The organism is Phaeodactylibacter sp. (genome assembly GCF_040219495.1).
Lineage (GTDB): Bacteria > Bacteroidota > Bacteroidia > Chitinophagales > Saprospiraceae > Phaeodactylibacter.
Window position 1 is genome coordinate 186,621 of record NZ_JAVJSK010000079.1, and the last position, 23,693, is coordinate 210,313.

Here is a 23,693-nt window from a genome sequence, read left to right on the forward strand (position 1 = left end):
GACTATGCACAGGAACTTAAAAGCTTTGCTCCTCTTCCTTAGCCTGCTCTTGGTAGCTGGTTTTGTTTACCGGTTTTTTTTCGCAGAGCCCACAGGGTTTGGGCCAAAGCCGTTGTTTCGTGAAATCAAAGCGGTTTCTGATACTTCCGCCCATGCCATACTCCCGGGCGCACAATCCTTTTTGCTGGAATGGCGGAAAACTTCTTTTGACCAGGCTGCGCTGGACGATTTCTACAATCTGATCAACAAACGTAAACCCTTGGTTCTTACTCTGCATGCCCTTGCTGAGCCCGGATTTAGCGATAGCTATGGCGCAAACCTGAATGCTACTACGAGAGGCGATTATGACCAACGAATTCAAAAACTGGCCAAGAAGCTCAGCGCTCACCGGGCACCGGTCTATTTGAGATGGGATGAAGCCATGGAGGTAGATGCACAGGAATACCCCTGGCAGTTGAAGTACCATAAGCTTTACACCGATGCCTACCGACACTTTGTGGCTACTGCCCGCGCAGTCAATCCGGGCCTGAAATTTATCTGGGGGCCCGCAGGCTACCCTGGCCTGGAGGAGTACTGGCCGGGCCAGGATGTGGTGGATGTCATCAGCCTGGACATCGCTCATCCTTCCGAACAACACCCTAAGGCCTATCCTCCCTATACTTCAGTTGCAGCGGAAGTATATCGCAAAGTGCACCGGTTGCGATTTTTTGATAAGCCCATTGTGGTTTTTGCAGACCAAGCATTGCCGGCTCAGGAAGTAACAACGGCCCTGGAAGAGGCGATCGCCACGCAGGCAACTCTGTCAGACGTTCCAATCGGGACTTCAAAAATGACGCCACAGGGCGATGGTTTTCATATTGGGGTATATGATCCGAAAGACCGGCTGACGGAGCTGGAGGGCGTTACCGTAGAGCACCTGTTTGTCAACTGGGCTGATTTGGAAAACGGGCCTTTTCAGTCTGACCTTCAGGCTGCCCTGGACCGGGGGCATGAGGTTATCGTTACGGCTGAACCTTTTAAAGATGCAGAAGCGAACCACGACCGGCAGGTGTTCTTAAAAATGCTAAAGGGTGAATACGATGCTAACATGCGGCAACTCTTTAACATGCTGGCTACAGCTGACCAAACCATCTACCTGCGCTTTGCTCACGAAATGGAAATCCCCATTGAGCGTTATCCCTGGCAAAGTCAGGACCCCATAGATTACATCAGGGCCTACCGGTACTTTATGAACTTCCCGGATACCCTGCCGCCCAACATCAAGCGGGTATGGGGCCCGGCGGGCGACCGCGGGAGTATGGAGTTTTACCCGGGTGATGATGTGGTGGATTTTGTGAGTGTGGCCATCTACGGGCTACCGGATAAGAACATCACGGACCACGAACAACAAGAGAGTTTCGAGCGGATTTTTGACCGGAAGCGGCACCGGGTACTACTGTCCGGAAAGCCTCTTTTTATCACTGAATTCGGAGTGAAAGGGCCGGAAGATTTTCAGGCCTTCTGGCTTCAGGAAGCGGCACAGGTACTTAGGTCACAGATGGAGCATATTTACGGCGCCTGCTACTTTAACCTCTATGACAATCCGGATGTATGGGGGGAAGGAATCCCTGCACCGGACTGGAGTGTGGAGGCGGGGACTTTTGCGGCTTTTATCGCAACCCTGGGGGAATAAATGGCTACCGGCCTGAATTGATTCTGGCAAGAGCAGCCCGAAGAGTGTACACCTAAATAAGCTCTAATCAACTACTTTTTCCCCATTCATACCATACTTTTGAGAACGAACAAATGGTTTGGGCTACAATAGAAGAGGGGCAGGAGGGAAGGAAGCCCGGCGAAAGGAGTGCGCCGGGCTTCCTGTCTGTTAACACCCGGCGCGCTCCCTTCGCCGGGTGTCCTGTTCGGCAGCAGTTTTTACCCCAAACGCTCCACCGCCGCGGCAATCCGCTTCACGGCTTCCCGCAGTTCTGCTTCACTGGCTGCGTAGGAGATACGGAAGCAGTCCGGCGCACCGAAGGCAGAGCCGGTAACTACTGCAACGTGTGCATCCTTGAGCAGGTACTCGCAGAAATCATCCGCATCATTCACTGCAAACTCCCCTGCCCGCTTGCCAAAGTAAGCGCTGATATCGGGGAAGATATAGAAAGCGCCCTGTGGCTTGTTGACCTTCATACCCGGAATCTTGCTGAGCTCCTCGATCATCATGTCCCGGCGCTGCAGGAATGCCGCTTTCATTTCGTGGGTGGGCGTCATGTCTGAGGTCAGAGCATGGGCACCTGCCATTTGGCCGAATGAAGTCGCACCGGAAGTGAACTGGCCCTGAATTTTAGCACAGGCACCGGCAATCCAGGCCGGCGCACCGATGTAGCCCAGGCGCCAGCCAGTCATCGCAAAGCCCTTGGAGAAGCCATTGACGGTGATGGTGCGGTCTTTCACTTTTTCAAAGGTGCCGATGCTCACATGTTGGTCGGTGAAGTTGATGTACTCGTAAATTTCATCAGAGATGATGTAAATATCATCCCGTTCTGCAATGACATCGGCGATGGCTTCCAGTTCCGGCTTGGTAAAAACAGAGCCGGTTGGGTTGCAGGGGGAAGAAAACAGCAGTATGCGCGTGCGGTCAGTCAGGGCAGCCCGCACCTGATCTGCAGTTGCTTTGTAGTCCTGATCGATGCCCGCGCTGACCAGTACCGGTATGCCGCCTGCTACCTTTACAATTTCTGAGTAAGAAACCCAGTAAGGCGCAAGGATAGCCACTTCGTCCCCTTCATCAAGCAGCGACATGCAAATGTTGGCAATGGACTGCTTAGCTCCGTTAGAGACTACAATCTGGCTGAGGTCGAAATCCAACCCGTTGTCCCGTTTGAACTTGGTCTGAATCGCTTTGCGCAATTCCACCAAACCGGGCACCGGCGTGTATTTGGTATAGCCCCCATCCAGTGCTTTTTTGGCGGCTTCCTTGATGTGGTCGGGGGTGTCAAAATCAGGCTCACCAAGGCTGAGGCTGATGACCTCATGGCCTTCAGCGGCCAGGTCGCGGGCCATTTGTGCCATTTTGATGGTGGCCGACTCTTCCATATTCTGTATACGCTGAGCAAGGTGCTGCTTAGTTGCCAATGCCATTAGCTTGTTTTTTTAACTTTGATAAATTCAAAAAATGACGGCTGCAAAATTAGGCATTTTGATATTCCATTCCACTTTTTAGGCAAAGTTTAGCTGTCTTAATGTAAGATTATCGTCCTAAGACAGAGACTAGTTTGACTAGTCTGAAATAGTTGGGCCTATTTCACGCTCGGAGCCCCTGGTTTTCCCGGGCTTCTATAATTAAGCGCTTGTTGGGGTTTTGCACTTTGGGCTGCTCTTGCCCGATTTTACACTGCTCTTCCTTGCTCTCCCGCCTGCCATAGTCTTGTAGGGGCTCCGGTGGTCAAAGCCCACAGGCGACGAGAGACGGACAGGTCGGTCCTGTCGCTATGGCCATGAGATTCAAGAATGGGTCCCTTTAATCTCATTTTTGAATGTATGGCTCCCAGATCTGAGCAAGATGTTGGCTGCGTTCGCTCCAAAAGCAGAATCCCGGCAAGCTCTAATTCCTTTCAGAACAATCCAAGAGTAGCCAAATGTCCATTTTTTGCTATCTTCGGACCAAATACGAACGCGATTCATGAGCAAAAAAAAACAGGGCAGCCGAAAAACGGCTAATCCCAAGGAAGGGAGCTCCACCGCGCCAGTACAGGCACCAAGCCTTACGCCTCCGGAAAGCCCCAATGACCCTTTACTAAAGCAGGTTTTTCAATTTTCCATCATCGGTATGGTCATTCTGGCGATCCTGCTCTCCCTGGGCACCGGCATCAATGGTGATGATGAGTTCCAGGTAGATTATTCCGGAAAGCTGGTAGACTATTACACCTCGTTTGGAGCGGATACAGCTGCCTTGTACATCGAAAAAGGGAACATGCATTACTACGGCGGCTTTTTCGACCTGACAACGGGCTTGATTAATACCGCTTTAGGTTTTGATGAATTTGATACCGGGTACCATCAGGTACGGCACGGGTTCAATGCCCTTCTGGGTATGCTTGCTATTCTGTTTGTCGGGCTTTTCGTCCGTCAGATTGCCGGGTGGCGCGCGGCTGTATTAGCCATTTGGATGCTGTTCCTTTCGCCCCGTTTCCTCGGGCATAGCATGATGAACCCCAAGGATATTCCATTTGCGGCGGGCTTCGCCGTTTCGCTATATTATATGGTGCGGGTGTTCCGGACCCTGCCCAAACCTGATTGGAGGAACGTACTGGGCCTGGCGCTTGGCATTGGCCTGGCTCTGGCTACCCGGGCGGGCGGTCTTCTGCTGATTGCCTATCTGGGGCTTTTCGCAGGGCTCGATTTCCTGTTCAAGTACGGCATCAAAGGTTTGTCTACCCAGTCAAAACTGGCTGGGCAGTACCTGGTTTGGTGTTTGGGCGCAGCAGTGGGTGGTTACGCTATAGCGGTGCTTTTCTGGCCCGCAGCCCTGGCTGATCCAATTGGGCATCCCCTTGCCGCACTCACGGAGTTCGCACAGTTGGGCATTAAGATCCGGCTTTTGTTTGAAGGGGAGAACGCTATGTCAGATGATACGGCCTGGTATTATCCTCTGATCTGGATCGTTAAAACCATTCCACTGTACGTGCTGGTGGGTTTTTCGGGCAGTTTATTCCTACTGCCGCGCCTGCTCAAAAAATATGATAAAACGGCAGTACTGCTGGCCTACTTTGCCACCATTTTCCCGGTAGCCTACATCATTTATAAGGATTCCATCCTGCACGATGGCTGGCGCCACCTGATGTTTATTTATCCGAGTATGGTAGCGGTAGCTGCCTTGTTTTGGATTAATCTGGAGGCCCTGTTTTCGAACAACAAGCCGCTCGTTTACGGGCTGTACGGCATTTTGGGGTTGATGGCTATTGAGTCCACGCAGTTCATCGTGCGCAACCCGCACTTGTCTTATGTGTACTTCAACCCCATCGGTGGCGGGTTGAATGGGGCCTTGGGCGAATACGAGACCGACTACTGGGGCATAAGTGTCAGGCAGGCGATTGACTGGATGGAAGACGAGGGGATTCTTAGTGAAAACATGCAGGATACCATTCGTCTGGCGACAACTTTCTACTATCCGGCCAGCCGGCAGACACGGGAGCAGTTCAATGGCAAAGTTAAGATGGAGTACGTCCGGTTCAGCTCCCGCTACGATGAGCCCTGGGACTACGCCATTTTCCCGTCCCGTTTTATAAGAGGTGCGCACCTGCGGTCGGGGAACTGGCCCACGAGCAAGTCTGTCCACACCATCACGGCCAACGGGGTTCCTATTGCTACTATAGAGCGTAACGAAACCTTGGCGGCTTACAACGGGCAGCAGGCCATCAAGCAGAGCAACTGGCAGGAAGCTATACGGCAGTTTAGTGCAGAAGTGCAAAATCATCCTGACAATGAGATTGCCTGGATCGGCCTGGCGAATGCCTACATTAACACCCAACAGTATAACGAAGCCCTGAGTGCCGCCCAAAAAGCGCTGGAAGTGGCACCAGACGTGGAGTCTGCCATCCTCTATCAGGGACTGGCTTACCTGAATACGGGCCGCTCAGCCGAAGCGCTGCAGACCTTTGACTACGCTACGCGTGTGAATGATGAGTACTTTGCAGCCTACTACTATATGGGGCTGATCCATCAGCAACAGCAACGCTACCGGGAAGCCTACGAGAATGCACAGAAAGCCATTGAGGCCAACCCGCGTTTCCGGGCGGGTTACCAACTGGCTGCGCAGGCCCTGCAGGCTTTAGGGGATAACCAAAATGCACAACGCTACCTGGAAGCAGCTCAGAAGTTATAAAATGCTAATTTTGCGGCTTTTCAACCTGACGTAAATACGGTAATGAACTATAAACTACTTTTCCCAACTTATCGCAACCGGTACCTCTTTGTGCGGCGCAACCTCAAAAGACTGTCTGAGGAGCGCCGCTTCGAAAAAGCGCTTAACCTGGGCACTGGCGAAGGGGATTACGACCCGATGATCAGCCAGTACTGTGAGCACCTGATTTCCTGTGACATCAACGAACAGGATATTGCCTACGCCCGTCAGTTAAATGCCGGCCTGCAGGGGGTCACCTACCGTGTGGAAGACGCGCTCAACCTTAGCTTCCCGGATAACCACTTTGACCTCATTACCTCAGTGGATGTGATCGAGCACGTCGGGCAGCCGGAACGAATGATTGAAGAGGTACAAAGAGTACTAAAACCCGACGGTATTGCGCTAATTACTTTTCCATCTCTGGATTTTCCATTAACTTACGATCCGATCAACCGGGGGTTGAGCTGGTTTGGTAAAAAGCGGATTTCGCAGGGAGCCTACGCCTTTGGGCATGACTACCTCGTCTCAAAAACAGAATTCCGCAAATGGTCAGCCCGCCATCAGTTGGACGTTTTGATTGAACAAAACCTTAGTGGATACATCATCGGGCTGCTTGAAATGTACTGGACCGGTATGGTGCAGCGGATTTTCAAGGCGAACGCAACTAACCTGCAACGGCAGCCTGACAAAGGCATGGCACTCCGGCCTTCCACACGGGAACCCTTCCTGACTAAGTTAACGGATCTGATTATCGCCATCGACCACGCCCTTTTCCAAAGAGCTGCACACTCTGTTGGCAAAGGTTTTATCATTAAAAAGAAAACCTAATTACTAAAATGAAAGACCGACTCGTAGAGCTAAAAGACCGCCTGGCGCAAGCCGAATTAGGTGGTGGACAAAAACGCATTGACAAACAGCACGAAAAGGGCAAACTCACCGCCCGGGAGCGCGTACACTTCCTGATGGATGAAGGCTCCTTTGAAGAAATTGGCGCTTTTGTTAAGCACCGTTGCACCGACTTTGGGATGGATAAGCAGCGGGTGCCCGGCGATGGCGTAGTGACAGGCTACGGTACCATTGAGGGCCGGTTGGTGTATGTCTTTTCTCAGGACTTCACTGTATTCGGCGGCTCCCTCTCTGAAACCCACGCAGAGAAAATCTGCAAGATTATGGACATGGCCATGAAAAACGGTGCTCCCGTCATTGGCCTGAACGATTCCGGTGGTGCCCGTATTCAGGAAGGTGTCCGCTCTCTGGGCGGTTATGCTGATATTTTCTACCGCAACGTAATGGCTTCAGGTGTTGTACCTCAGATTTCAGCCATCATGGGGCCTTGTGCGGGTGGAGCTGTTTATTCGCCGGCCATGACCGATTTTACCATCATGGTAGAGAATACTTCCTATATGTTTGTCACCGGGCCTAACGTGGTAAAAACGGTGACCAATGAAGAGGTTACGGCCGAAGAATTAGGAGGAGCCTCTGCGCACTCCACCAAGTCGGGGGTCACACACCTGACCGCAGCCAACGATATCGACTGTATCGCTAAGATCAAGCGGCTGTTGAGTTACATGCCGCAGAACTGTGAGGATAAGCCCGCAAACCTGCCCTACGAGCTGGGTGATGAACTGCGCCCTGAATTGCGCAACATCGTCCCTGAGAATACCAATCAGCCTTATGACATCCGTGAGGTAGTCAAAGGTGTGGTAGATGAGGGCAGCTTTATGGAGATCCACCCTAATTATGCGGATAATATCGTGGTCGGCTACGCACGCATTGGCGGGCGCAGTATCGGAGTAGTGGGCAACCAACCGATGAGCCTGGCGGGGGTACTCGATGTAGAGAGCTCCAAAAAAGGTGCTCGTTTTGTACGCACCTGTGACTGCTTCAATATTCCGCTGCTCGTCTTGGTTGATGTCCCCGGCTTCCTGCCTGGTACCGATCAGGAATGGAACGGCATTATTGTGAATGGTGCCAAGCTGCTGTACGCCTTCAGTGAGGCTACTGTGCCACGGGTGACGCTGATTACGCGCAAAGCCTACGGTGGTGCCTATGATGTGATGAACTCCAAGCACATCGGCGCCGATATGAACTTTGCCTGGCCGTCTTCTGAGATTGCTGTTATGGGCGCTAAGGGCGCTTCTGAAATCATCTTCCGCCGCGAAATCATGGCAGCGGATGATCCCGAAGCCATGCTCCTGGAAAAAGAAAAAGAATACCAGGAAAAGTTTGCCCATCCTTACCGGGCTGCAAGCCGGGGATTCATCGACGAGGTCATTGACCCGATATATACCCGCCGCAAACTGATCAAAGCGTTTACTATGCTGGAAAATAAAGTGGCTAAAATTCCTGCGAAGAAGCACGGTAATATCCCGCTTTAGCAGCGCTGTAAGAACTTTTTGATACATTTGCCAACTGCCGGGCGGCCGAAGCTCCCGGCAGTTTTCAATAGGCTTGATGTGCCGGGCCAGTGTAAGGGGAGGGAAAGCGCTATTTTAACCCTACAATGACTCCCGACGCATCAAGCTTAATAGGTTAGACCTTGATATACCATAGTACCTAAAGATGTCGCAGAGACTACCAGACTACACACTGATTGAAACGCCGGAGGCTTTGGAAGAATTCTACCAGGCCCACCGCAACCTCCAATGGATGGGCTTTGATACGGAGTTTGTAGGGGAGAAGCGTTTCAGAACTACCCTGTGCCTGATTCAGACGATTTCAGACGAAGGGCTCTATCTGATTGATTCCATTAAGCTTAAGGACGACCTCGGCCCTTTCCTGAGGCTTATGGAAGACAAGAATATCCAAAAGATCACCCATGCCGGTGACAATGACTACCGGTTGCTGTACAACTTGTACGGCACCCTGCCCAGAAACGTATTCGATACCCAGATTGCAGCCGGTTTTGCCGGGTACAATTACCCGACTTCGTTTCGTAAACTGGTAGAAGGGGAAACCGGGCGGCACCTGAAAAAAGGGTATGCGGTAGCCGATTGGGAGAAGCGCCCTTTCAACAGCAAAGCCCTCGGCTATGCTCTCGATGATGTCATCCCTCTGCCGGAGCTGCATGCGTCCCTGCAGAAAAAGCTGGAAGAACGTAACCGTTCGCATTGGGCTACGGAAGAGTTTGCGCATCTGGAAAAAGAATCCTACTACTATAAAGACCCGCATCATGATGCGCTGAACAGCAACATCATGCGCAGCCTCAAAAAGAAAGACAGAATCTTTTTGCTCCGGTTATTTGCCTGGCGCAATGCTACTGCAGAGCGGCGCGACCACTCTAAGGAAATGGTGTTGCCTGCCAAGTACATCAGCCACATCGTACGGGGTATTGCTTCCGGGGCCAATGCACTGCGCCAAAACCGACGTATCCCAGACAAGCTGGCCAATAAGTACGGGGATGAGTTTGAGCGGTTGTACAATAACGAAGCGACGGAAGCGGAGCTGGAAATCCTCAAACGGCTACCGTATGACTCGGATACCACGCCCGAAGAAGATGTGCTCATGGAGCTTCTCTACCACGTCATCAAGTACCGGTGCATTCAGGAAGACCTCTCCATAAATATGGTGGTGCCCCGGCAAATCCTAAAGTCGATCCGGAGCGGGGAGGAAACTGCCCGGGAAGCCATTGGCGATGGTTGGCGCCAGGAGATGCTTGGTGCTTATTTCACCGAGTGGCTGGCTACGGCCAAAAGCATGGATGTGCGGCTGCATGATGACCGTATTGAGCTTTGGCCGCATTAGTGCCGGGCTCACCCTCAACCTGAGAGCAGGTTCGGAGGAGCACTTCTGCTGACAGCCAAAGTGTTGTGAATCCTGCAAGGAGGTGGGACGTCCTGGAAAATATTTATTTGACCCGGCAATGCTGCGGGGCATGCTTCGCCCAACACGCTCTTAGAAATCGTTGATGTTGGCTTTTACGTAGTCAGCCTGCTTCAGGATTTCTGCCTGTTGCTCGCTGTCCATTTTATTCCAGATCCGGTACATCATGCCGATGCGTGGGTTGTTGCCAAGCTTGTCGGCGTGACGGTCATAAAAATCCCAATACAAGCTATTGAAGGGGCAGGCATCTTTGCCTACCTTTTTTTTATGATCGTAGGAGCAGTTGCTACAGTGATCGCTCATTTTGTGCATGTAGTTGGCGCTGGAGACGTAAGGCTTGGTGCCCACGATGCCGCCGTCCGCAAATTGGCTCATGCCTCTGGTGTTGGTGATTTCCACCCATTCTATTGCATCCATATAAATACCCAGGTACCATTGGTCGAGCTCATCGGGGTGTACTCCAAGCAGCAGGGCGAAGTTGCCGGTGACCATGAGGCGCTGAATATGATGGGCGTAGGCATGGTCCAGGGATTGATTGACTGCGGTGTGGAGGCACTTCATTTTGGTTTCGCCAGTCCAGTACCAGTCGGGTAGGGGCGCCTGGTGCTCAAAGAAATTCAGCTTTGCGTACCCAGGCATCTTAGCCCAGTAGATGCCGCGCATGAACTCCCGCCAGCCAATGATTTGCCGGACAAAGCCCTCGATTTGTGAGATGTCGACCTGGTCCTGATTGGCCTGCCAGTATGCTACACAGGCTTCCACCACTTCCAGCGGTGACAACATTTTGGTATTCATGGCGAATGACAGCTTGGAGTGGAAAAGCAGGTAGCCCCGGTCGGTCATTGCATCCTGATAGGTGCCAAAGTGGTGTAGGCGGATTTTGGTAAAATGCTCCAGCAGTTCGAGGCTTTCAGCTCGCGTAACGGGCCAGTAATAGTACTCCGGGTCAATACGCCCGATGGTTTCCACCTCTTCCGACTCCAGCAGGTTGACAATTTCCGTTACATCGCGCCGGAAATGCATGGGTTTGGGAATATCCTGTTTTTTGGGCAGCTTCTTGCGGTTGTCCTGATCGTAGTTCCACTGCCCGGTGAGTGGTGTCTTTCCATCTTCTTCCATGAGGATGTTGTACCGCTTGCGCATACTCCGGTAGAAGGTTTCCAGAAGGTAGGTTTTCTTGCCGGCAAAGAAGGTTTCCACGTCGTCCCGGGCGGTAAGGAAATGCTCAGTATCCACCGCTTTTGTTTCAATACCCAATTGCCCGCACAGGCTTTTGAGCTCATGGTCGAGGCGGTATTCGTCGGGCAATTGGTACTCAAAACGTTTGATGCCGTAGGTTTCGATGAGCGCTTTGATATTGGCGGTAACGGAGTGCCGGTTGCGCTCGTCATCGAGGGTATAATACAGCACCTCATGCCCCTCATTGCGGAGGTGCTCGGCAAAATGCCGCATGGCGAGGAAAAACCCGGTAACCTTTTGTATATGGTGCCTGACGTAGCCCGTTTCGTTTTTCATTTCTGCCATGAAGTAGAGCGCATGGGGATCCTGTTTTGCGTACCAGGAATGCTTTTGATTGAGCTGATCGCCCAAAATAAGCCGAAGCGTGCGGTAAGATTTTGACATAGTCCGTTGGTGGTGTTCGGGGGTGAAACGTGAATCCGGTCACATGGTTCATCTAAAAAATCAGGCGGTTAAGCCTAAAAAATCTCTCAAACCGGTCAAAATCCTAATTTTTACCTTAATTACTGGAAAAACAGCCTCCTAATGAATGTATTACGAATCAATGGGTTGAGTAAGCGGTACGGTCGCATTCAGGCAGTAGACCAGCTCAATCTGGAAGTAGAGCAGGGGATGGCCTACGGAATTCTGGGCCCCAACGGGAGCGGGAAGACCACGACCCTTGGTATGGTCCTCGACATTACCCATTCCGATAGCGGTTCTTTTGAGTGGTTTGATGGCCGGTACGGCAACGATGCCCGACGGCATGTGGGTGCCTTGCTGGAAACGCCCAACTTTTATCCTTACCTGAATGCAGTCGACAATCTCGGCATCGTTGCGCACATCAAGAAAGTGAAAAAGCCCCGCTTTGACGAGCTACTCAAGCTGGTCAATTTATACGAACGGCGGACCTCCAAATTCCGCACCTACTCCCTGGGCATGAAGCAGCGCCTGGCTATTGCATCGGCTATGGTGGGCGACCCCGAAGTGCTGATTTTTGACGAGCCTACCAATGGGCTGGACCCTCAGGGGATTGCGGAAATCAGGAATACGCTGCAAGGTATTGCGGAGACCGGCAAGACCATCATTATGGCCAGCCATATTCTGGATGAGGTGGAAAAGGTGTGTTCGCACGTCGCCATCATCAAGAACGGGCAATTGCTGGCTTCCGGAACCGTAGGCGCCATTATCAGTGAGGACTTCCTGGTGGAAGTTGCTGCAGAAGATTTGGCAGGGCTGCAGGCCGCTTTTCAGGCCGACGCCCGCATCAAAAAGATAACGCTGCAGGATGATCGGATGCTACTGCTGCACCTGGAGGAAGAGACACCGGCAGCTGCTATCAACGAGTGGGCTTTTGGCAAAGGGTACACCCTTTCTCACCTACGTATCGTGAAGAAAAGCCTGGAAGCTGAATTTTTGGAAATCACCGCGAATCGATAACCTCATGTTGTACTTACTCCGACTGGAATGGATGAAGATCCGGAAGCTTACGTCTTTCCGGCTCTTTTCGATTTGTTACCTCATTTTGCTGCCCGCTATTTTACTGACCGGATTACGGTTTGATGAGCTGCCGCCGCCCATCAACACCAATGAGGTGTTTTTCATGTTCCCCACGGTTTGGCAATACCTGGGCTACATCGGCAACTGGTTGTGCTTCTTTTTCTTTGGCTTCTTATCGATTGTGGTGGTCACTACGGAGCACAGCTACCGGACGATGCGGCAAAATATCATCACGGGTCTGAGCCGGCAGCAGTACTTCCTCAGCAAGTTTTACCTGATTGTGGTGGTCAGCCTACTGGCAGCGCTGTACTACGCACTTTGTGGTTTTACGATCGGGTATTTCAATACCGAAGCTATCTACTGGCACAAAGTATGGCAAAATGCCGATTATATTCCCCGGTACTTCCTCATGTGCTTTGGGTACATGAGCTTTGGCCTCTTTTTGGGCTTTATGATCCGGCGGACGGGCATCGCCCTGTTCCTTTACCTGGCTTACATCATGTTTATTGAGCTGATCTTGAGATGGGGCGTACACTTGCAAATCGTGGAGCACCGAAGTATGCATTTTTACCCGATGAATGCAGTAGAAGACCTGGTTTCCCTGCCTTTTATGGAAATGGCCGATGAATTCACCTCCAAGTATGGCTTTAGCATTTATCTGCAGCCCTGGGAGGCTTCGATAACGGTACTGGTTTACAGCGCGTTGTTCCTCTACCTGGCTTACTGGCGGGTGACCCGCAGCGATTTGTAGCAGAACCGGTCATCAGGGTTTGACGTTGTGAAATCCGGGACGTATCTTTGCGGGCTCGAAACGGGAATAACATGAAAACCAAGACCTTAAAGCAGGATAAAGTCAACGTCATCACCCTGGGCTGCTCCAAAAACCTGGTGGATTCTGAGAATATCATCACGCAGCTGCGGGGCAATGATTACGAGGTGGTCCACGATAGTAACGAAGAAGACGCGAATGTGGTCATCGTGAACACCTGCGGCTTCATCGATCTGGCTAAGGAGGAGTCTGTCAATACCATTCTGGATTATGCGGAGGTAAAAAAGCAGGGTGGCATTGACAAGCTATACGTCACCGGCTGCCTTTCTCAGCGCTACAAGGATGACCTGGAACAGGAAATTCCTGAAGTGGACGCCTACTTCGGCACTCTGGAGCTGCCGGGGCTTCTGGCTAAGCTTAATGCTGACTATAAGCACGAGCTGATTGGGGAGCGGGTGACCACCACACCACAGCACTTCGCTTATCTGAAGATTTCCGAAGGCTGCAACCGTACCTGCGCTTTTTGCGCCATCCCGCTCATGCGCGGCAAACACATTTCCAGGCCCATAGAAGAGCTAGTCAAGGAAGCCGAAAACCTGGCCCGGTTCGGCGTCAAAGAGCTCATACTCATCGCTCAGGAGCTGACCTACTACGGGCTGGATATCTACAAAAAGCGGGAGCTGCCCCGTTTGCTGCACGCCCTTGCAGATGTGGAAGGCATCGAATGGATTCGCCTGCACTATGCTTATCCCAGTAAATTCCCCACCGAAATCTTCGACGTAATGGCGGAACGCCCGGAAATCTGCAACTACCTCGACATGCCGCTGCAGCACGCCAATAATGCCGTGCTCGACCGCATGCGCCGTCAGATTACCCGGGAAGAAACGGTGGAACTTGTGCGTACCGCCCGCGAAAAAGTACCAGACCTGACCCTGCGTACCACCCTGCTAGTCGGCTTCCCCGGTGAAACGGAGGAAGAATTCCAGGACCTCTGCGACTTTGTACAAGAGATGGAATTTGACCGTTTGGGTGTCTTCCAGTACTCCCACGAAGAAGGTACGATCGCCCATGAGTACGAGGACGACGTGCCCGCCGAGGTGAAAGCCGAGCGAGCCAGCTACATCATGGAAATCCAACAATCCATTTCCGAAGGCAAAAACCAGGAGAAAGTAGGGCAGACCCTAAAAGTCCTGTTTGACCGCAAGGAAGGCGAGTTCTTCGTGGGCCGTACCGAAGGCGACAGCCCGGAGGTGGACAATGAGGTGCTGGTGAAAGCTGCCGACCACTATGTCCGTGTAGGTGATTTCGCGCAGGTGCTGATTACGGAGGCTACGGATTATGATTTGTTTGGGGAGGTGGTGTGAAGCTGATTGTCCAGCACAAGACAGACTGTATTTCCATGCTATTTTGCCTTGTCCTGGAACATAGCTTCAATGCACCTAGGCCTGGGTATATTGTACAGGTAATTTGCCAATACTGTAGAGGCCTTTGATCTTGATGCTGAGTTCGTTCCAATCACCCTTAGCCTGCTGTAATTGGTCAATCAGTTCATTATCGGGCTTGTTGCTGGACAAGTGTTCAGCAAGTGTTTTTAGCCCGTTCAACAGGTCTTTCCAACCCGCATCAAAATTTGCCCAAAAGTCTTTTAGTACAGGGAGCTGGGTGTTGAGAATGGTAAACTGAGCATTGAGGCTGCATACTAAAACATAATCCAGCTTATCGCTTTCCTGTTGCAGCACTAATTCTTTGTAGCGTTTGATTTGTGCATCTACATCGGCCATAGCTGCTTTCTGCTTGGCGTCCACATCTTTGATTTTCTTGATGCTCGCTGACATGATTTCGGAATTACGTTGTACTTGTTCCTGTTGCTGTTCGCCCTTGCTGGCAGCAGAAGAGATAGCAGCAACAATCATATCAAATATCGGCTTGATGTCTTCAGTTACACCTTTTGAAAGGGTTTTGTTGTCTTGATTGATTTTCTCAAACACAGAGTTGATCTGGGACTGTAAAGCGCCCGTTACAGCAGGGCCCAGGTCTTTTTCTACTTCTTTAACGGTGCTGTAAAAACTTTCAGAAAAGCTGGACGCTGCGTTGACGAGGGACTGTATATTGCCAAAAACGAGCTGCCTTTTTTGCAGATCAGCCTCGATCGTTTTTTCTAGTAGAATGATACCCTCTGTTAGTTCCCGGGCTTGTTTTTTTGAAGCGTCAGTTTCATAAGCTTTTGTGAACGCTATGAGCTTGCCATAGAGACTGCTGTACTCATTCTCGAACATTACCACAGTATCTCTCATGTTGCCAAAGATATCTCCTACCTGGTCAAGCAATGATTTGGATATACTTCTCGCAGTGCTTTGCTGTTTGGGCAATGCAGGAAGGCTGTCTATTTTGATGTCAGATTGGGCTACTATCGCGTTACAAGGAGCCTGAAGGCAAACCAATTGCGTAGCAACAGCCATGGCAGCCTGTTCGATGTTAGCAGTTGAAAGTAATTTGACTTGGGTACGCATATCTAATATTTTTTAGGTTTTGTTAAAATGTCTTGATAGACTTTACTTCTTTGCTCAAATCTTTCCATTCATCATTGGCTGTTGCCAATTCTTCCTTCAGCCAGAATACCATGTCAGTGGAGATGTCCTCCGCCTGAATAAGTTCGTCGAAATTAGCGTTTAGGGCGTCCCATCCCTGAACAAGGGCAAGGATACTGGCATGCTGTGCTCTTGCTGCCTGTGTTAGTCCATTCAAGCGGCCACTTATGGCTTTCAGGTGGTACTGTTCTTTTTCCTGTTTGGCTAGTTGACTGATTTGCCGGTTCAGTTCCCTCTCTAGCTTTTCACTATTTCCTTTAGCAGCGTCAATAATTCCCATGATGGGCACAAAAATGTCAATCAGAAAATTCTTGCGCCTTTGTTTTTCATATTCTTCAATATTGGCTTTGAGCTGCTTGATCTCTGCCTGGGAACCTGCAAGCTGGCTAGAGATTTTGTCTTGATCTGAGGTGAAGCTTCTGATATCCTGAGCTAAATCATCCAGGTATGCAATCATTTGAGGTTCATTGCTCCGGGCTTTTTGTGCCGCATGCCGGCTATACTGCTGCAGGGCTTTCAATTCGTTTTTAAAAGCGGGGCTAGCCCCTTTGTTGCCATTGGCTATTTGTGTAGCCAGCTTGAGGAGAGAGTGGTATCTACGCTCAAATTCGGAACCAAATTTATCTACTTCGGCAAGCATGCTGATCATCTGTGGCCGGATTTGAGTCCGCCATTTTCTGGAATGTCCTTGCGCCCTGATGATGTGTTGGTTGAGGTAGTCAATTTTCTCATAGATAACCGTACCCTTACGAGGCGGTCGTGGGGCATTGGGGTTAACTTTTAATATAGGCTGCTGATAGGAAAAGAAGAGTGCTGTATAAGGGGCGTAGTTACCTTTTCCGACCTCATTCCAGTAGCCTCCCGGATTGATATAGACGAAAAACTTGATATTCGGGTTACGATCTGCATATCGGACGGCGTCTGACACAGCGATTTGGCTGTAAGCTTTCACCAGATGCCAAGAAGAGACATAATTCTGATCCATCGCAGAAGTGGTGTAATAGTACTTATCTTCCCATGTCACCCATTTTACGGGAGTATAGTCTAATAGCTTCGTGCCGATGATCCTAGCAGAAGTCTGGTCCATCAAGTTGATGGCTTTGACTGAGGTTTGTACAGCCTTTGAAACTCTTCCCTTAGGAGAAACAGGAGCCGGGACTTTACCGCCAATGGGTGTGATTCGCCAGGCAGAGGACTGGTCTTTAACGGAACTCATAAGGTAACGGTCGTTCAGTACCATGTTATCGCCCAGTTGAGCATTACTGATGTAGTAATACCCACTTCTGTTAGGGGTAAGCTTCCACAGCTGACTTCTAGAGTTAGATTGTTTTTTAAGTTTGACTTGATTTCCATCAGTATCCAGGCAGTAGTAATCCTCATAGGTTAGGTTGGATATTTTGTAATACCCTTTTGACACAGGGGTAAATGCCCAGTGTTGACCAGAGTAAGGTTGATCTGTTCTGCCAGTGGAAGGGTGCTTTTCTGGCGTGCAGCAGTCCATAGCGTAATTGCCGCCTGACTGAGCTGAGGTCAACCTTTGGTATTGCTTGATATTTATTTCCTGACCTACTGATAAGAGGGGTAAAAACAGAAGGGTCAGGGCAAGAAAATAGTGACGTGCCGGGGGGATACTAGGAGCCATATTTTGAGTTTGGGTGAGCAAAGGAGCAAAACAGCCCCTTTGCCTTATTTTGGTAAAGATAAACTTGCTAAGAGCTGGTACTTACACCGTCTTTTTGACGATCTTTACTTTCCCATTCGATTGAAGCTGATCGGCCAGTGTGTAGGTGTCCTCCCACTCATCGTTAGCCGCTTTTAGTTCTTCGCCAATCCAGTCACTGAAGGTAGTGTCCACATTATTAAGTGCATCGATGATCTCATCAAAATCAGCTCCCAAGGCATCCCAGCCTTTCTGCAGACTTTCTATAGCCGCAACTGCTTGGTTAATAGAGTCTTTCATGTGAGAGATATTTGCATTGGCATTTTTAGTCAATGCGAACAATTTTTTGTCAGCATCAAGCTTTGATAGGTCGGTTTTGAGTGAATGGGTAGAGCTTTCTAAATTCTTTGCAGCAATTCCTGTCATCGCTCCACCGCCAGCAGCCATAGCTAAACCACCTACGACAAGGGCTGTAGAGACACCACTAGTCTCTATTTCTCCAAATATACCCCCAACTACCATTAAAGCGCCTACTACCATCATGACTGATCCGCCGGCAATCATACCGTTATCTTTTTTAATGGCGGAATGCAAAGCATCAATGGTCGACTCCAAAGTCTGTATTTCTCCTTTTTCCCCTGCCATAGCATTGGTCACGTACAGCGTAGCCGTATTGAAGTTGCGCTCATCGCCCTCAATATCATCAAGGAACTTTTTCAGAAATTCTACGATAGGCTCGGTAGTTTTCCCCTTTTCTTCAACCATACTCTTAAACTTGGTCATCGCCTCAGTAAACATCTTACGATTGTGCCCCTCGTCAATGTTTTTGCCCAATTCAACGAGTTTGTTATAAAATTCACTCCAGGTATGCTTGAATAACACAATATCACCTAGCACCTTTTCCATATGTGTGTCGTATTCAGCATACTGCTTAGCATGATTAATTGCTGTATTTTGATACTTTGGAAGGTCTTCCACGACTTGGCTATTACTGTCCTTGTCTACGCTAGCTGGAAGTTTGATGATTGGAGTACTGGTAATCACATTGTAGTATGTTTGTATCAAAAACCCAGCCTTGACGGTATCTAGCATTCCATTTTTTACACCCTTGACATTGATTTTTTTTGCTGTAGTGGCCATAATAATTGGTTTAAGTTTGAATGAGCTCAATAATTAGGATCATTTGGGCCCATAAGAGGATTTTAAATACTTTTTCAATCAAATAGCAATCAATGTTGTACTACATCAAATTGCTTGCATCAAAATTAGTGCAGGGGCAAGCCTGGTCCCATGTCAATCCGTCCCAAACCTATGTCAATTCGTTGCATGAGCACACACGAAGAATGGTGTATTCGTTGCAGATAAAGACTTAATGGGTTGAAAAACAATTACTTATTGATCTCGCTAGGGGAATGGTCAAATGCTTCCAAAAATGACTTGGAAAAGTGCGCCGGGTCTTTGAACCCGACTTTCCAAGCTACTTCCGATACCGAAAGCTCGCCCTCTTCCAGCAATTTTCTGGCCGTATTGAGCCGGTAAAAGCGGATAAAGGCAGAAGGCGTAGTATTCGTCAGCGCCTTCATTTTGCGGTAGAGCTGCGAGCGGCTCATGCCGAGCTTGGAACATAGATCAGGAAGGGCGAAATTTTCATCCTCGTAGTGTTCGGCGACTATGGAGCGCACCTTTTGGATAAAGGCATCTTCTATCTGCAGCGTAGCTTCCTCCTCCGGCTGGGGTAGGGAGGTTGGCTTGGTATCTTTTACTTGCCTTTCAAAGTAGGCCGCCATGCGCTTTTGCCGTTCTGCCAGCTTTTCCAGGCGCACGAGCAGCTCTTGTTTGTGAAAGGGCTTGGAGAGGTAGGCGTCTGCCCCACGCTTCAGGCCAGCAATACGGGAGTCAGTATCGGCTTTTGCGGTAAGCAAAATAAGTGGAATATGGCTGGTGCGTTCATCCTGCTTCAGGAAATCACAGACTTGGTAGCCATCCTTTTCCGGCATCATGATGTCGCTGATGATCAAGTCAGGGATGTGCTCCAGGGCTTTTTCGATACCGATTTTCCCATTGTAGGCAATATCGAGCCGGTAAAGGTGACTAAGGCAGCTTTTGAGGTAGAGCACCACATCCGGATTGTCCTCAATGATGAGGAGGAGGGGTTTGTCCGGGCTTGCATCAGCAAAAAGAGCAGCTTCCTCAACGATCTTGGGCTGCGAATCCTCTACAATGGGGGGGTGAGCCAGAGGGGCGTTCTGTGTGATAGGCAGGCTGATCGTGAAAACGGTGCCTTTGTGCAATTCGCTATCAACAGTTATACGGCCTTTCATCAGCTTGACCAACTCGCGGGTGTGCGACAGGCCTATGCCCGTACCCGCTACTTTATTGGTGTGCAGGGGTTCTCCATTCGCTACGACTTGGTAAAAGCGGTCAAAGATGCGTGCCTGGGCCTCCTTGTCGATGCCGATACCATTATCCTCTACGGCTATTTTCAGCAGGTCTTGCTCTTTTTGCAGACGCACGACAATCGCCCCACCGGATGGCGTGAATTTCACCGCATTGGAAATCAAATTATACATAATCTGCTGGAGTTGCTCCGGGTCGTAATCCATGAGCAGTTCATTTGGCTGGGCGAAGAAGCGCAAGGAAAGGTTCTTGCTGTTGGCGTAAGTCTGTAAAGAAGCGGTAATATAGCGTAAGTAGGAAACGATATCCGACTGCACCCATTGGAGTTGTAAGGCGTTATCCTCTAGTTTTGACAAGTCGAGCAGTTGATTAATCAGCCTGAGCAAGCTGCGTCCGTTGTTTTCTATGAGCCGCGTGCCTTGTTCCAGATGCTTTTTGGGGGCAGTACGTATCTGTTCTGTCATGCCGAGTATGACCGTCAATGGAGTGCGGAACTCGTGGGTGAGGCTGGTGAACAGGCGGCTCTTGAACTGGTCCAGCTCTGTCAGGCGCTGGGCTTCGCGTCGGTTGAAGTCCACTTGAGCCTGTAGTTTAAGTCTGTTTTTGAAAATGCGTAGGGCGATTAAGGCAGCTCCGGCGATAAACAGGGCATAGAGTGTATAGGCCCACCAAGACTGCCACCAGGGTGGTGATACATACAGGCGGACTTCCGCCGGCTGTTCGTTCCATACCCCATCCGCATTGCCCGCCATAACCTGAAAGATATAGGTACCGGGTGACAAATCCGTGAAGGAGGCAATACGATGGTCGGGGCTGGCTTCAATCCACTCATCTTGCAGGCCCTTGAGCCGGTATTTGTACAAATGCTCTGTGGGGTTTAGATAATCTAAGGCAGCAAACTCAAAAGCGGGGAAGTTCTGCCAGTGCTTCAGACGAATCTCCTCAGCGTATGAGATATGAGTTTTCAGGGGCGAAATGGCTAAAGTACTATCTACTAAAGCCTCATCAATGGGTACGGATTTATTGAATAAATGAAAGTCTGTCAGTGCTATCTTCGGGGCTACGGTGTAGTTTTCGATTTGTTCTGGATGGAACAAGACCGCCCCGTCAATACCTCCTAACAGAATACGTCCGTCTTTTGCTTGCGCAGCCGCACGGGTGAATTCCCCTTTTAGCAGCACATCTGCCGGCCCGTAGTTGGTAAAGGTTTCTTGGTCCGGGATAAACTTGGAAATCCCCTTGCCCGTTCCTAGCCACAGTTGCCCTGCAGCGTCTTCCGCTATGCTTTTCACCCAGCTGTCTGCCATTCCATGGGATTCGTCCCAGATTTTAAGCTCGCCCTTTGGGCGATAGTTTACTAGCCCTTGCTGCATGCCCAACCATATAGCACCATTTTTACCAGGGTGTAGTAGCGAGATGGTTGCGTTTTTATTGTTCAGGCCGGGCAGGTCAAGGCGTTGCGCTTGCTGGTTTTTAGTATCGTATTCAAATAAACCCTCATTGGTTACAAACCACAGCTTGCCTTGCTCATCTTGGGCGATGTCCTTGACCCAATAACCGGGGACTTTTCCACGAAAGTGGGTGAAGGAGGTATCTTTGGGCTGATATTTGACCAGTCCATTATTGACGGTGCCTATCCAGATATTTCCATGCTCGTCTTCCAAAAAGGTCCAGACAAATGGGTCTCTGATGAAGTCAGGTAGTTGTTCCTCTCGTAGCAAATGGCGGATTTGTCCGTCCGGTTTAAGTATACTCAGTCCGCCTCCCCAGCTTCCGATCCAGATGTTGTTATTCCTATCTTCAAGAAGGGCGACGACATCGTTATCGATCAAGTCGCCATTCTGCACGGACAAATAGGTGATCTTCCCGTTTTCAGGGTCGTAGATATTGATGCCGCCATCGTCGATACCCAACCAATACCGCCCATCATCGGTTACGCAAGCTGCTTCTATCGCCCCCGGGCTAATGGCGTTTTCACCCTGCCCAGCCTGTAGGGCCTGGAAGGCTTTACGGTTCATGTTGTAGTAGCTCATCCCTTTATGGGTGCCTACCCAGATACCTTGGTGCGGGTCCAAGTACAAAGCTTCCACGTTGTTGTCGGCTATACTGTTGGGATCAGATAAGATGTGCCGATAATGCAGAAACCGCCCGTTTGATGGATCGAGCTGGGACAATCCCCCTCCATCCGTGCCTACCCACAACCGGCCTTTGTCGTCTTCTTCGAGCTCTGTGACGAACTCATTCTGCAAGTAGCCAGGCACACCTGTTTTTACCGGGTATTTTTGACACCGGCCTAACTGTGTGTCCAGCTTGTATAGTCCCTGTTCTGTACCAATCCAGAGTTGATGTTCTTTGCCAAATTTCAAGTCATGCACGGGAGCGGTAAATACTGCCTTATTGGCGTCGGTTGGCTGTAGGGGCAAGGGGATGAACTGCCGTTTTTCCAGATCGAAGCAGGCAAGGCCCGCGTTGGTGCCCACCCATATACGGTCATTGGTGTCCTCTTCTAAGCTCCATATCCGATTTTGAGTACCTTCCAGCGCGTGGGCGGTCAGTTGGAATGCTCCTTTCCGTTGTGCTTCTTCCAACTCAGATTGCTGGTCTACCCGTTCTAACTGGCTGATACGGAACAAGCCATTTACGGCGCCTACCCATACATCTCCCTCACTGCTCTCCAGCAACTTCATGACCTGCCCAATTTGCTGGAAAGGAGAACGATTAGATTCTGATGAGGGGAAGAACTGCTCCTGTTGCCGGTTCATCAGTTGCAAGCCGCCCTTTGTACCTACCCAGAGATGCCCTAGCCGGTCTTCGAGCAGGGCAAGAACCCCACTGTGGTAAAGCCCCCCGGCTTCAGGCTTTCCGGAAGCTTCGAAAACCGTAAAACGGTAGCCGTCAAAGCGGTTCAGTCCCGCGGCTGTACCTACCCAAGTGAAGCCATCTTTGTCTTGCAGGAAAGCCCGCACCCGTGAATTGGAAAGTCCGTCTTCTGTGGTGTAATTCCGGAAGGGGAGCTGAGGCTGGGCAGCTATTATCAAGGGTAGAAAAAAGATAATAGTACTGATTAGGAGTAGCCACTTCAACTTGTTCATCACGGATAAAAAAAGCAAAGGCGTTTATTAGTTATTAGGTGTTTATCGTTTTTGTGCCAAAGCCGACCGCCCGAACATTTAGAGATGCTGACATAGCATCTCGTAAACAGCTGATGGACATGGACCAGATTTGGACAGGTTCGTAATATAGTGATAATTGTGATGCGGGGACAGGCTTCGCCTTTTCTTAGCGTAACTTTTCTCTTAAGCTCCATTGGTTGTAGCAGTAAAGCATCAAGTCTAATGGAATGTAAAGGCCCGCTCTGTCCTCTACTGAAAAATACACAACCCTCCCTGCCCAGAACGGTCGTTCACTGATTATTGCTTGCTGTCTTGCTACGAAGGTTCCATATTTGCTGTAGGGTTAAGAGCGTGTTGGGACTTTGCTTTTGGAGCGAACACAGCCAAATTTTGTTCTGATTAAGGCGTGATGAGGGAACATAGCCTTAGCTACGTGACCGACCTGTCCGCCGTACAAGACTATGGCAGGCGGGAGAACAACGAAGAGCAGGACAAAATTTGGCAAGAGCAGCCCGAAGTGTAAAATCCCAACACGCTCTAACTTCTGTTGGGCTATGGGAAAGAGCAGGTACGGCTACTGACATTCAGCATTGGTTGAAAGCTAACGCTACATTTTACTGATTTGGGACATACCGGGCGACTAGTATAAATTTCGTAATTTAACAGTCTTGATTTCTCTGCCGTTGCAGCTGATCGTTCCGGATAAAGGAACACACCTTAATGACAGCCGACAGGTAACCTTTTC

The 23,693-nt window shown here is 50.1% G+C and carries 14 protein-coding genes; 8 read left to right on the plus strand and 6 right to left on the minus strand.

Translation table 11 applies throughout. The features are described 5' to 3' along the window. Positions 1–4 precede the first annotated feature (4 nt). On the plus strand, positions 5–1,672 hold the full coding sequence (locus RIC19_RS12100; RefSeq protein ID WP_350178580.1) for a glycoside hydrolase family 26 protein: 1,668 nt from the start codon (positions 5–7) through the stop codon (positions 1,670–1,672). A gap of 239 nt (positions 1,673–1,911) precedes the next feature. Here the strand turns inward: RIC19_RS12100 and RIC19_RS12105 are convergent, their stop codons facing one another. Continuing rightward, entirely contained in the window at positions 1,912–3,120 is a 1,209-nt protein-coding gene (locus RIC19_RS12105; protein WP_350178581.1) for a pyridoxal phosphate-dependent aminotransferase, read from the minus strand. 541 nt (positions 3,121–3,661) lie between these two features. On the opposite strand from RIC19_RS12105, the gene RIC19_RS12110 reads away from it, so the two are divergent. The 4 genes from RIC19_RS12110 (at position 3,662) to RIC19_RS12125 (ending at position 9,625) form a co-directional block, all read left to right on the plus strand. After that, positions 3,662–5,863: a tetratricopeptide repeat protein gene (locus tag RIC19_RS12110; protein WP_350178582.1), complete on the plus strand. Its 2,202-nt coding sequence runs from the start codon at positions 3,662–3,664 to the stop codon at positions 5,861–5,863. 42 nt (positions 5,864–5,905) lie between these two features. Next, positions 5,906–6,709 (plus strand): class I SAM-dependent methyltransferase, encoded by an 804-nt coding sequence (locus RIC19_RS12115; RefSeq protein ID WP_350178583.1) that lies wholly within the window; start codon positions 5,906–5,908, stop codon positions 6,707–6,709. Between the two features lie 8 nt (positions 6,710–6,717). Then, a complete protein-coding gene (locus RIC19_RS12120) occupies positions 6,718–8,259 on the plus strand; it encodes an acyl-CoA carboxylase subunit beta (protein ID WP_350178584.1) in 1,542 nt (513 codons plus the stop codon). A 184-nt stretch (positions 8,260–8,443) separates the two neighbouring features. Continuing rightward, positions 8,444–9,625, plus strand: coding sequence for a ribonuclease D (locus RIC19_RS12125; RefSeq protein ID WP_350178585.1), 1,182 nt, complete (start codon positions 8,444–8,446; stop codon positions 9,623–9,625). A gap of 150 nt (positions 9,626–9,775) precedes the next feature. Here the strand turns inward: RIC19_RS12125 and RIC19_RS12130 are convergent, their stop codons facing one another. Then, positions 9,776–11,326: a cryptochrome/photolyase family protein gene (locus RIC19_RS12130; protein WP_350178586.1), complete on the minus strand. Its 1,551-nt coding sequence runs from the start codon at positions 11,324–11,326 to the stop codon at positions 9,776–9,778. 141 nt (positions 11,327–11,467) lie between these two features. Here RIC19_RS12130 and RIC19_RS12135 point away from each other — a divergent pair, with 141 nt between their 5' ends. From RIC19_RS12135 to rimO, 3 genes are all read left to right on the plus strand, one after another. Then, positions 11,468–12,361: an ABC transporter ATP-binding protein gene (locus RIC19_RS12135; protein WP_350178587.1), complete on the plus strand. Its 894-nt coding sequence runs from the start codon at positions 11,468–11,470 to the stop codon at positions 12,359–12,361. Positions 12,362–12,365: 4 nt separating this feature from the next. Beyond that, positions 12,366–13,172, plus strand: coding sequence for a DUF2705 family protein (locus RIC19_RS12140; protein ID WP_350178588.1), 807 nt, complete (start codon positions 12,366–12,368; stop codon positions 13,170–13,172). A gap of 71 nt (positions 13,173–13,243) precedes the next feature. Continuing rightward, complete coding sequence (gene rimO / locus RIC19_RS12145) at positions 13,244–14,554, plus strand: 30S ribosomal protein S12 methylthiotransferase RimO (protein ID WP_350178589.1); 1,311 nt, start codon at positions 13,244–13,246, stop codon at positions 14,552–14,554. Between the two features lie 75 nt (positions 14,555–14,629). Here rimO and RIC19_RS12150 read toward each other — a convergent pair whose 3' ends face one another. The 4 genes from RIC19_RS12150 to RIC19_RS12165 all read right to left on the minus strand — a co-directional run bounded on the left by RIC19_RS12150 (position 14,630) and on the right by RIC19_RS12165 (position 22,873). Then, a complete protein-coding gene (locus RIC19_RS12150; protein ID WP_350178590.1) occupies positions 14,630–15,700 on the minus strand; it encodes a hypothetical protein in 1,071 nt (356 codons plus the stop codon). A 22-nt stretch (positions 15,701–15,722) separates the two neighbouring features. Further along, positions 15,723–17,420 carry an HBL/NHE enterotoxin family protein gene (locus tag RIC19_RS12155; RefSeq protein ID WP_350178591.1) on the minus strand — a complete coding sequence of 566 codons (1,698 nt, stop codon included), beginning with the start codon at positions 17,418–17,420 and terminating at the stop codon, positions 15,723–15,725. Positions 17,421–17,501: 81 nt separating this feature from the next. Next, the gene (locus RIC19_RS12160) at positions 17,502–18,578 is read right to left on the minus strand and encodes an HBL/NHE enterotoxin family protein (RefSeq protein WP_350178592.1); all 1,077 of its coding nucleotides are present in this window, start codon (positions 18,576–18,578) and stop codon (positions 17,502–17,504) included. 248 nt (positions 18,579–18,826) lie between these two features. Continuing rightward, positions 18,827–22,873, minus strand: coding sequence for a hybrid sensor histidine kinase/response regulator transcription factor (locus RIC19_RS12165; protein WP_350178593.1), 4,047 nt, complete (start codon positions 22,871–22,873; stop codon positions 18,827–18,829). Positions 22,874–23,693 lie beyond the last annotated feature (820 nt).

Excerpts from the sequence above, each read along its gene's own strand:
- RIC19_RS12100 (WP_350178580.1), top strand. The coding sequence starts at position 5 with ATGCACAGGAACTTAAAAGCTTTGCTCCTCTTCCTTAGCCTGCTCTTG.
- RIC19_RS12105 (WP_350178581.1), bottom strand. The coding sequence starts at position 3,120 with ATGGCATTGGCAACTAAGCAGCACCTTGCTCAGCGTATACAGAATATG.
- RIC19_RS12110 (WP_350178582.1), top strand. The coding sequence starts at position 3,662 with ATGAGCAAAAAAAAACAGGGCAGCCGAAAAACGGCTAATCCCAAGGAA.
- RIC19_RS12115 (WP_350178583.1), top strand. The coding sequence starts at position 5,906 with ATGAACTATAAACTACTTTTCCCAACTTATCGCAACCGGTACCTCTTT.
- RIC19_RS12120 (WP_350178584.1), top strand. The coding sequence starts at position 6,718 with ATGAAAGACCGACTCGTAGAGCTAAAAGACCGCCTGGCGCAAGCCGAA.
- RIC19_RS12125 (WP_350178585.1), top strand. The coding sequence starts at position 8,444 with ATGTCGCAGAGACTACCAGACTACACACTGATTGAAACGCCGGAGGCT.
- RIC19_RS12130 (WP_350178586.1), bottom strand. The coding sequence starts at position 11,326 with ATGTCAAAATCTTACCGCACGCTTCGGCTTATTTTGGGCGATCAGCTC.
- RIC19_RS12135 (WP_350178587.1), top strand. The coding sequence starts at position 11,468 with ATGAATGTATTACGAATCAATGGGTTGAGTAAGCGGTACGGTCGCATT.
- RIC19_RS12140 (WP_350178588.1), top strand. The coding sequence starts at position 12,366 with ATGTTGTACTTACTCCGACTGGAATGGATGAAGATCCGGAAGCTTACG.
- rimO (WP_350178589.1), top strand. The coding sequence starts at position 13,244 with ATGAAAACCAAGACCTTAAAGCAGGATAAAGTCAACGTCATCACCCTG.
- RIC19_RS12150 (WP_350178590.1), bottom strand. The coding sequence starts at position 15,700 with ATGCGTACCCAAGTCAAATTACTTTCAACTGCTAACATCGAACAGGCT.
- RIC19_RS12155 (WP_350178591.1), bottom strand. The coding sequence starts at position 17,420 with ATGGCTCCTAGTATCCCCCCGGCACGTCACTATTTTCTTGCCCTGACC.
- RIC19_RS12160 (WP_350178592.1), bottom strand. The coding sequence starts at position 18,578 with ATGGCCACTACAGCAAAAAAAATCAATGTCAAGGGTGTAAAAAATGGA.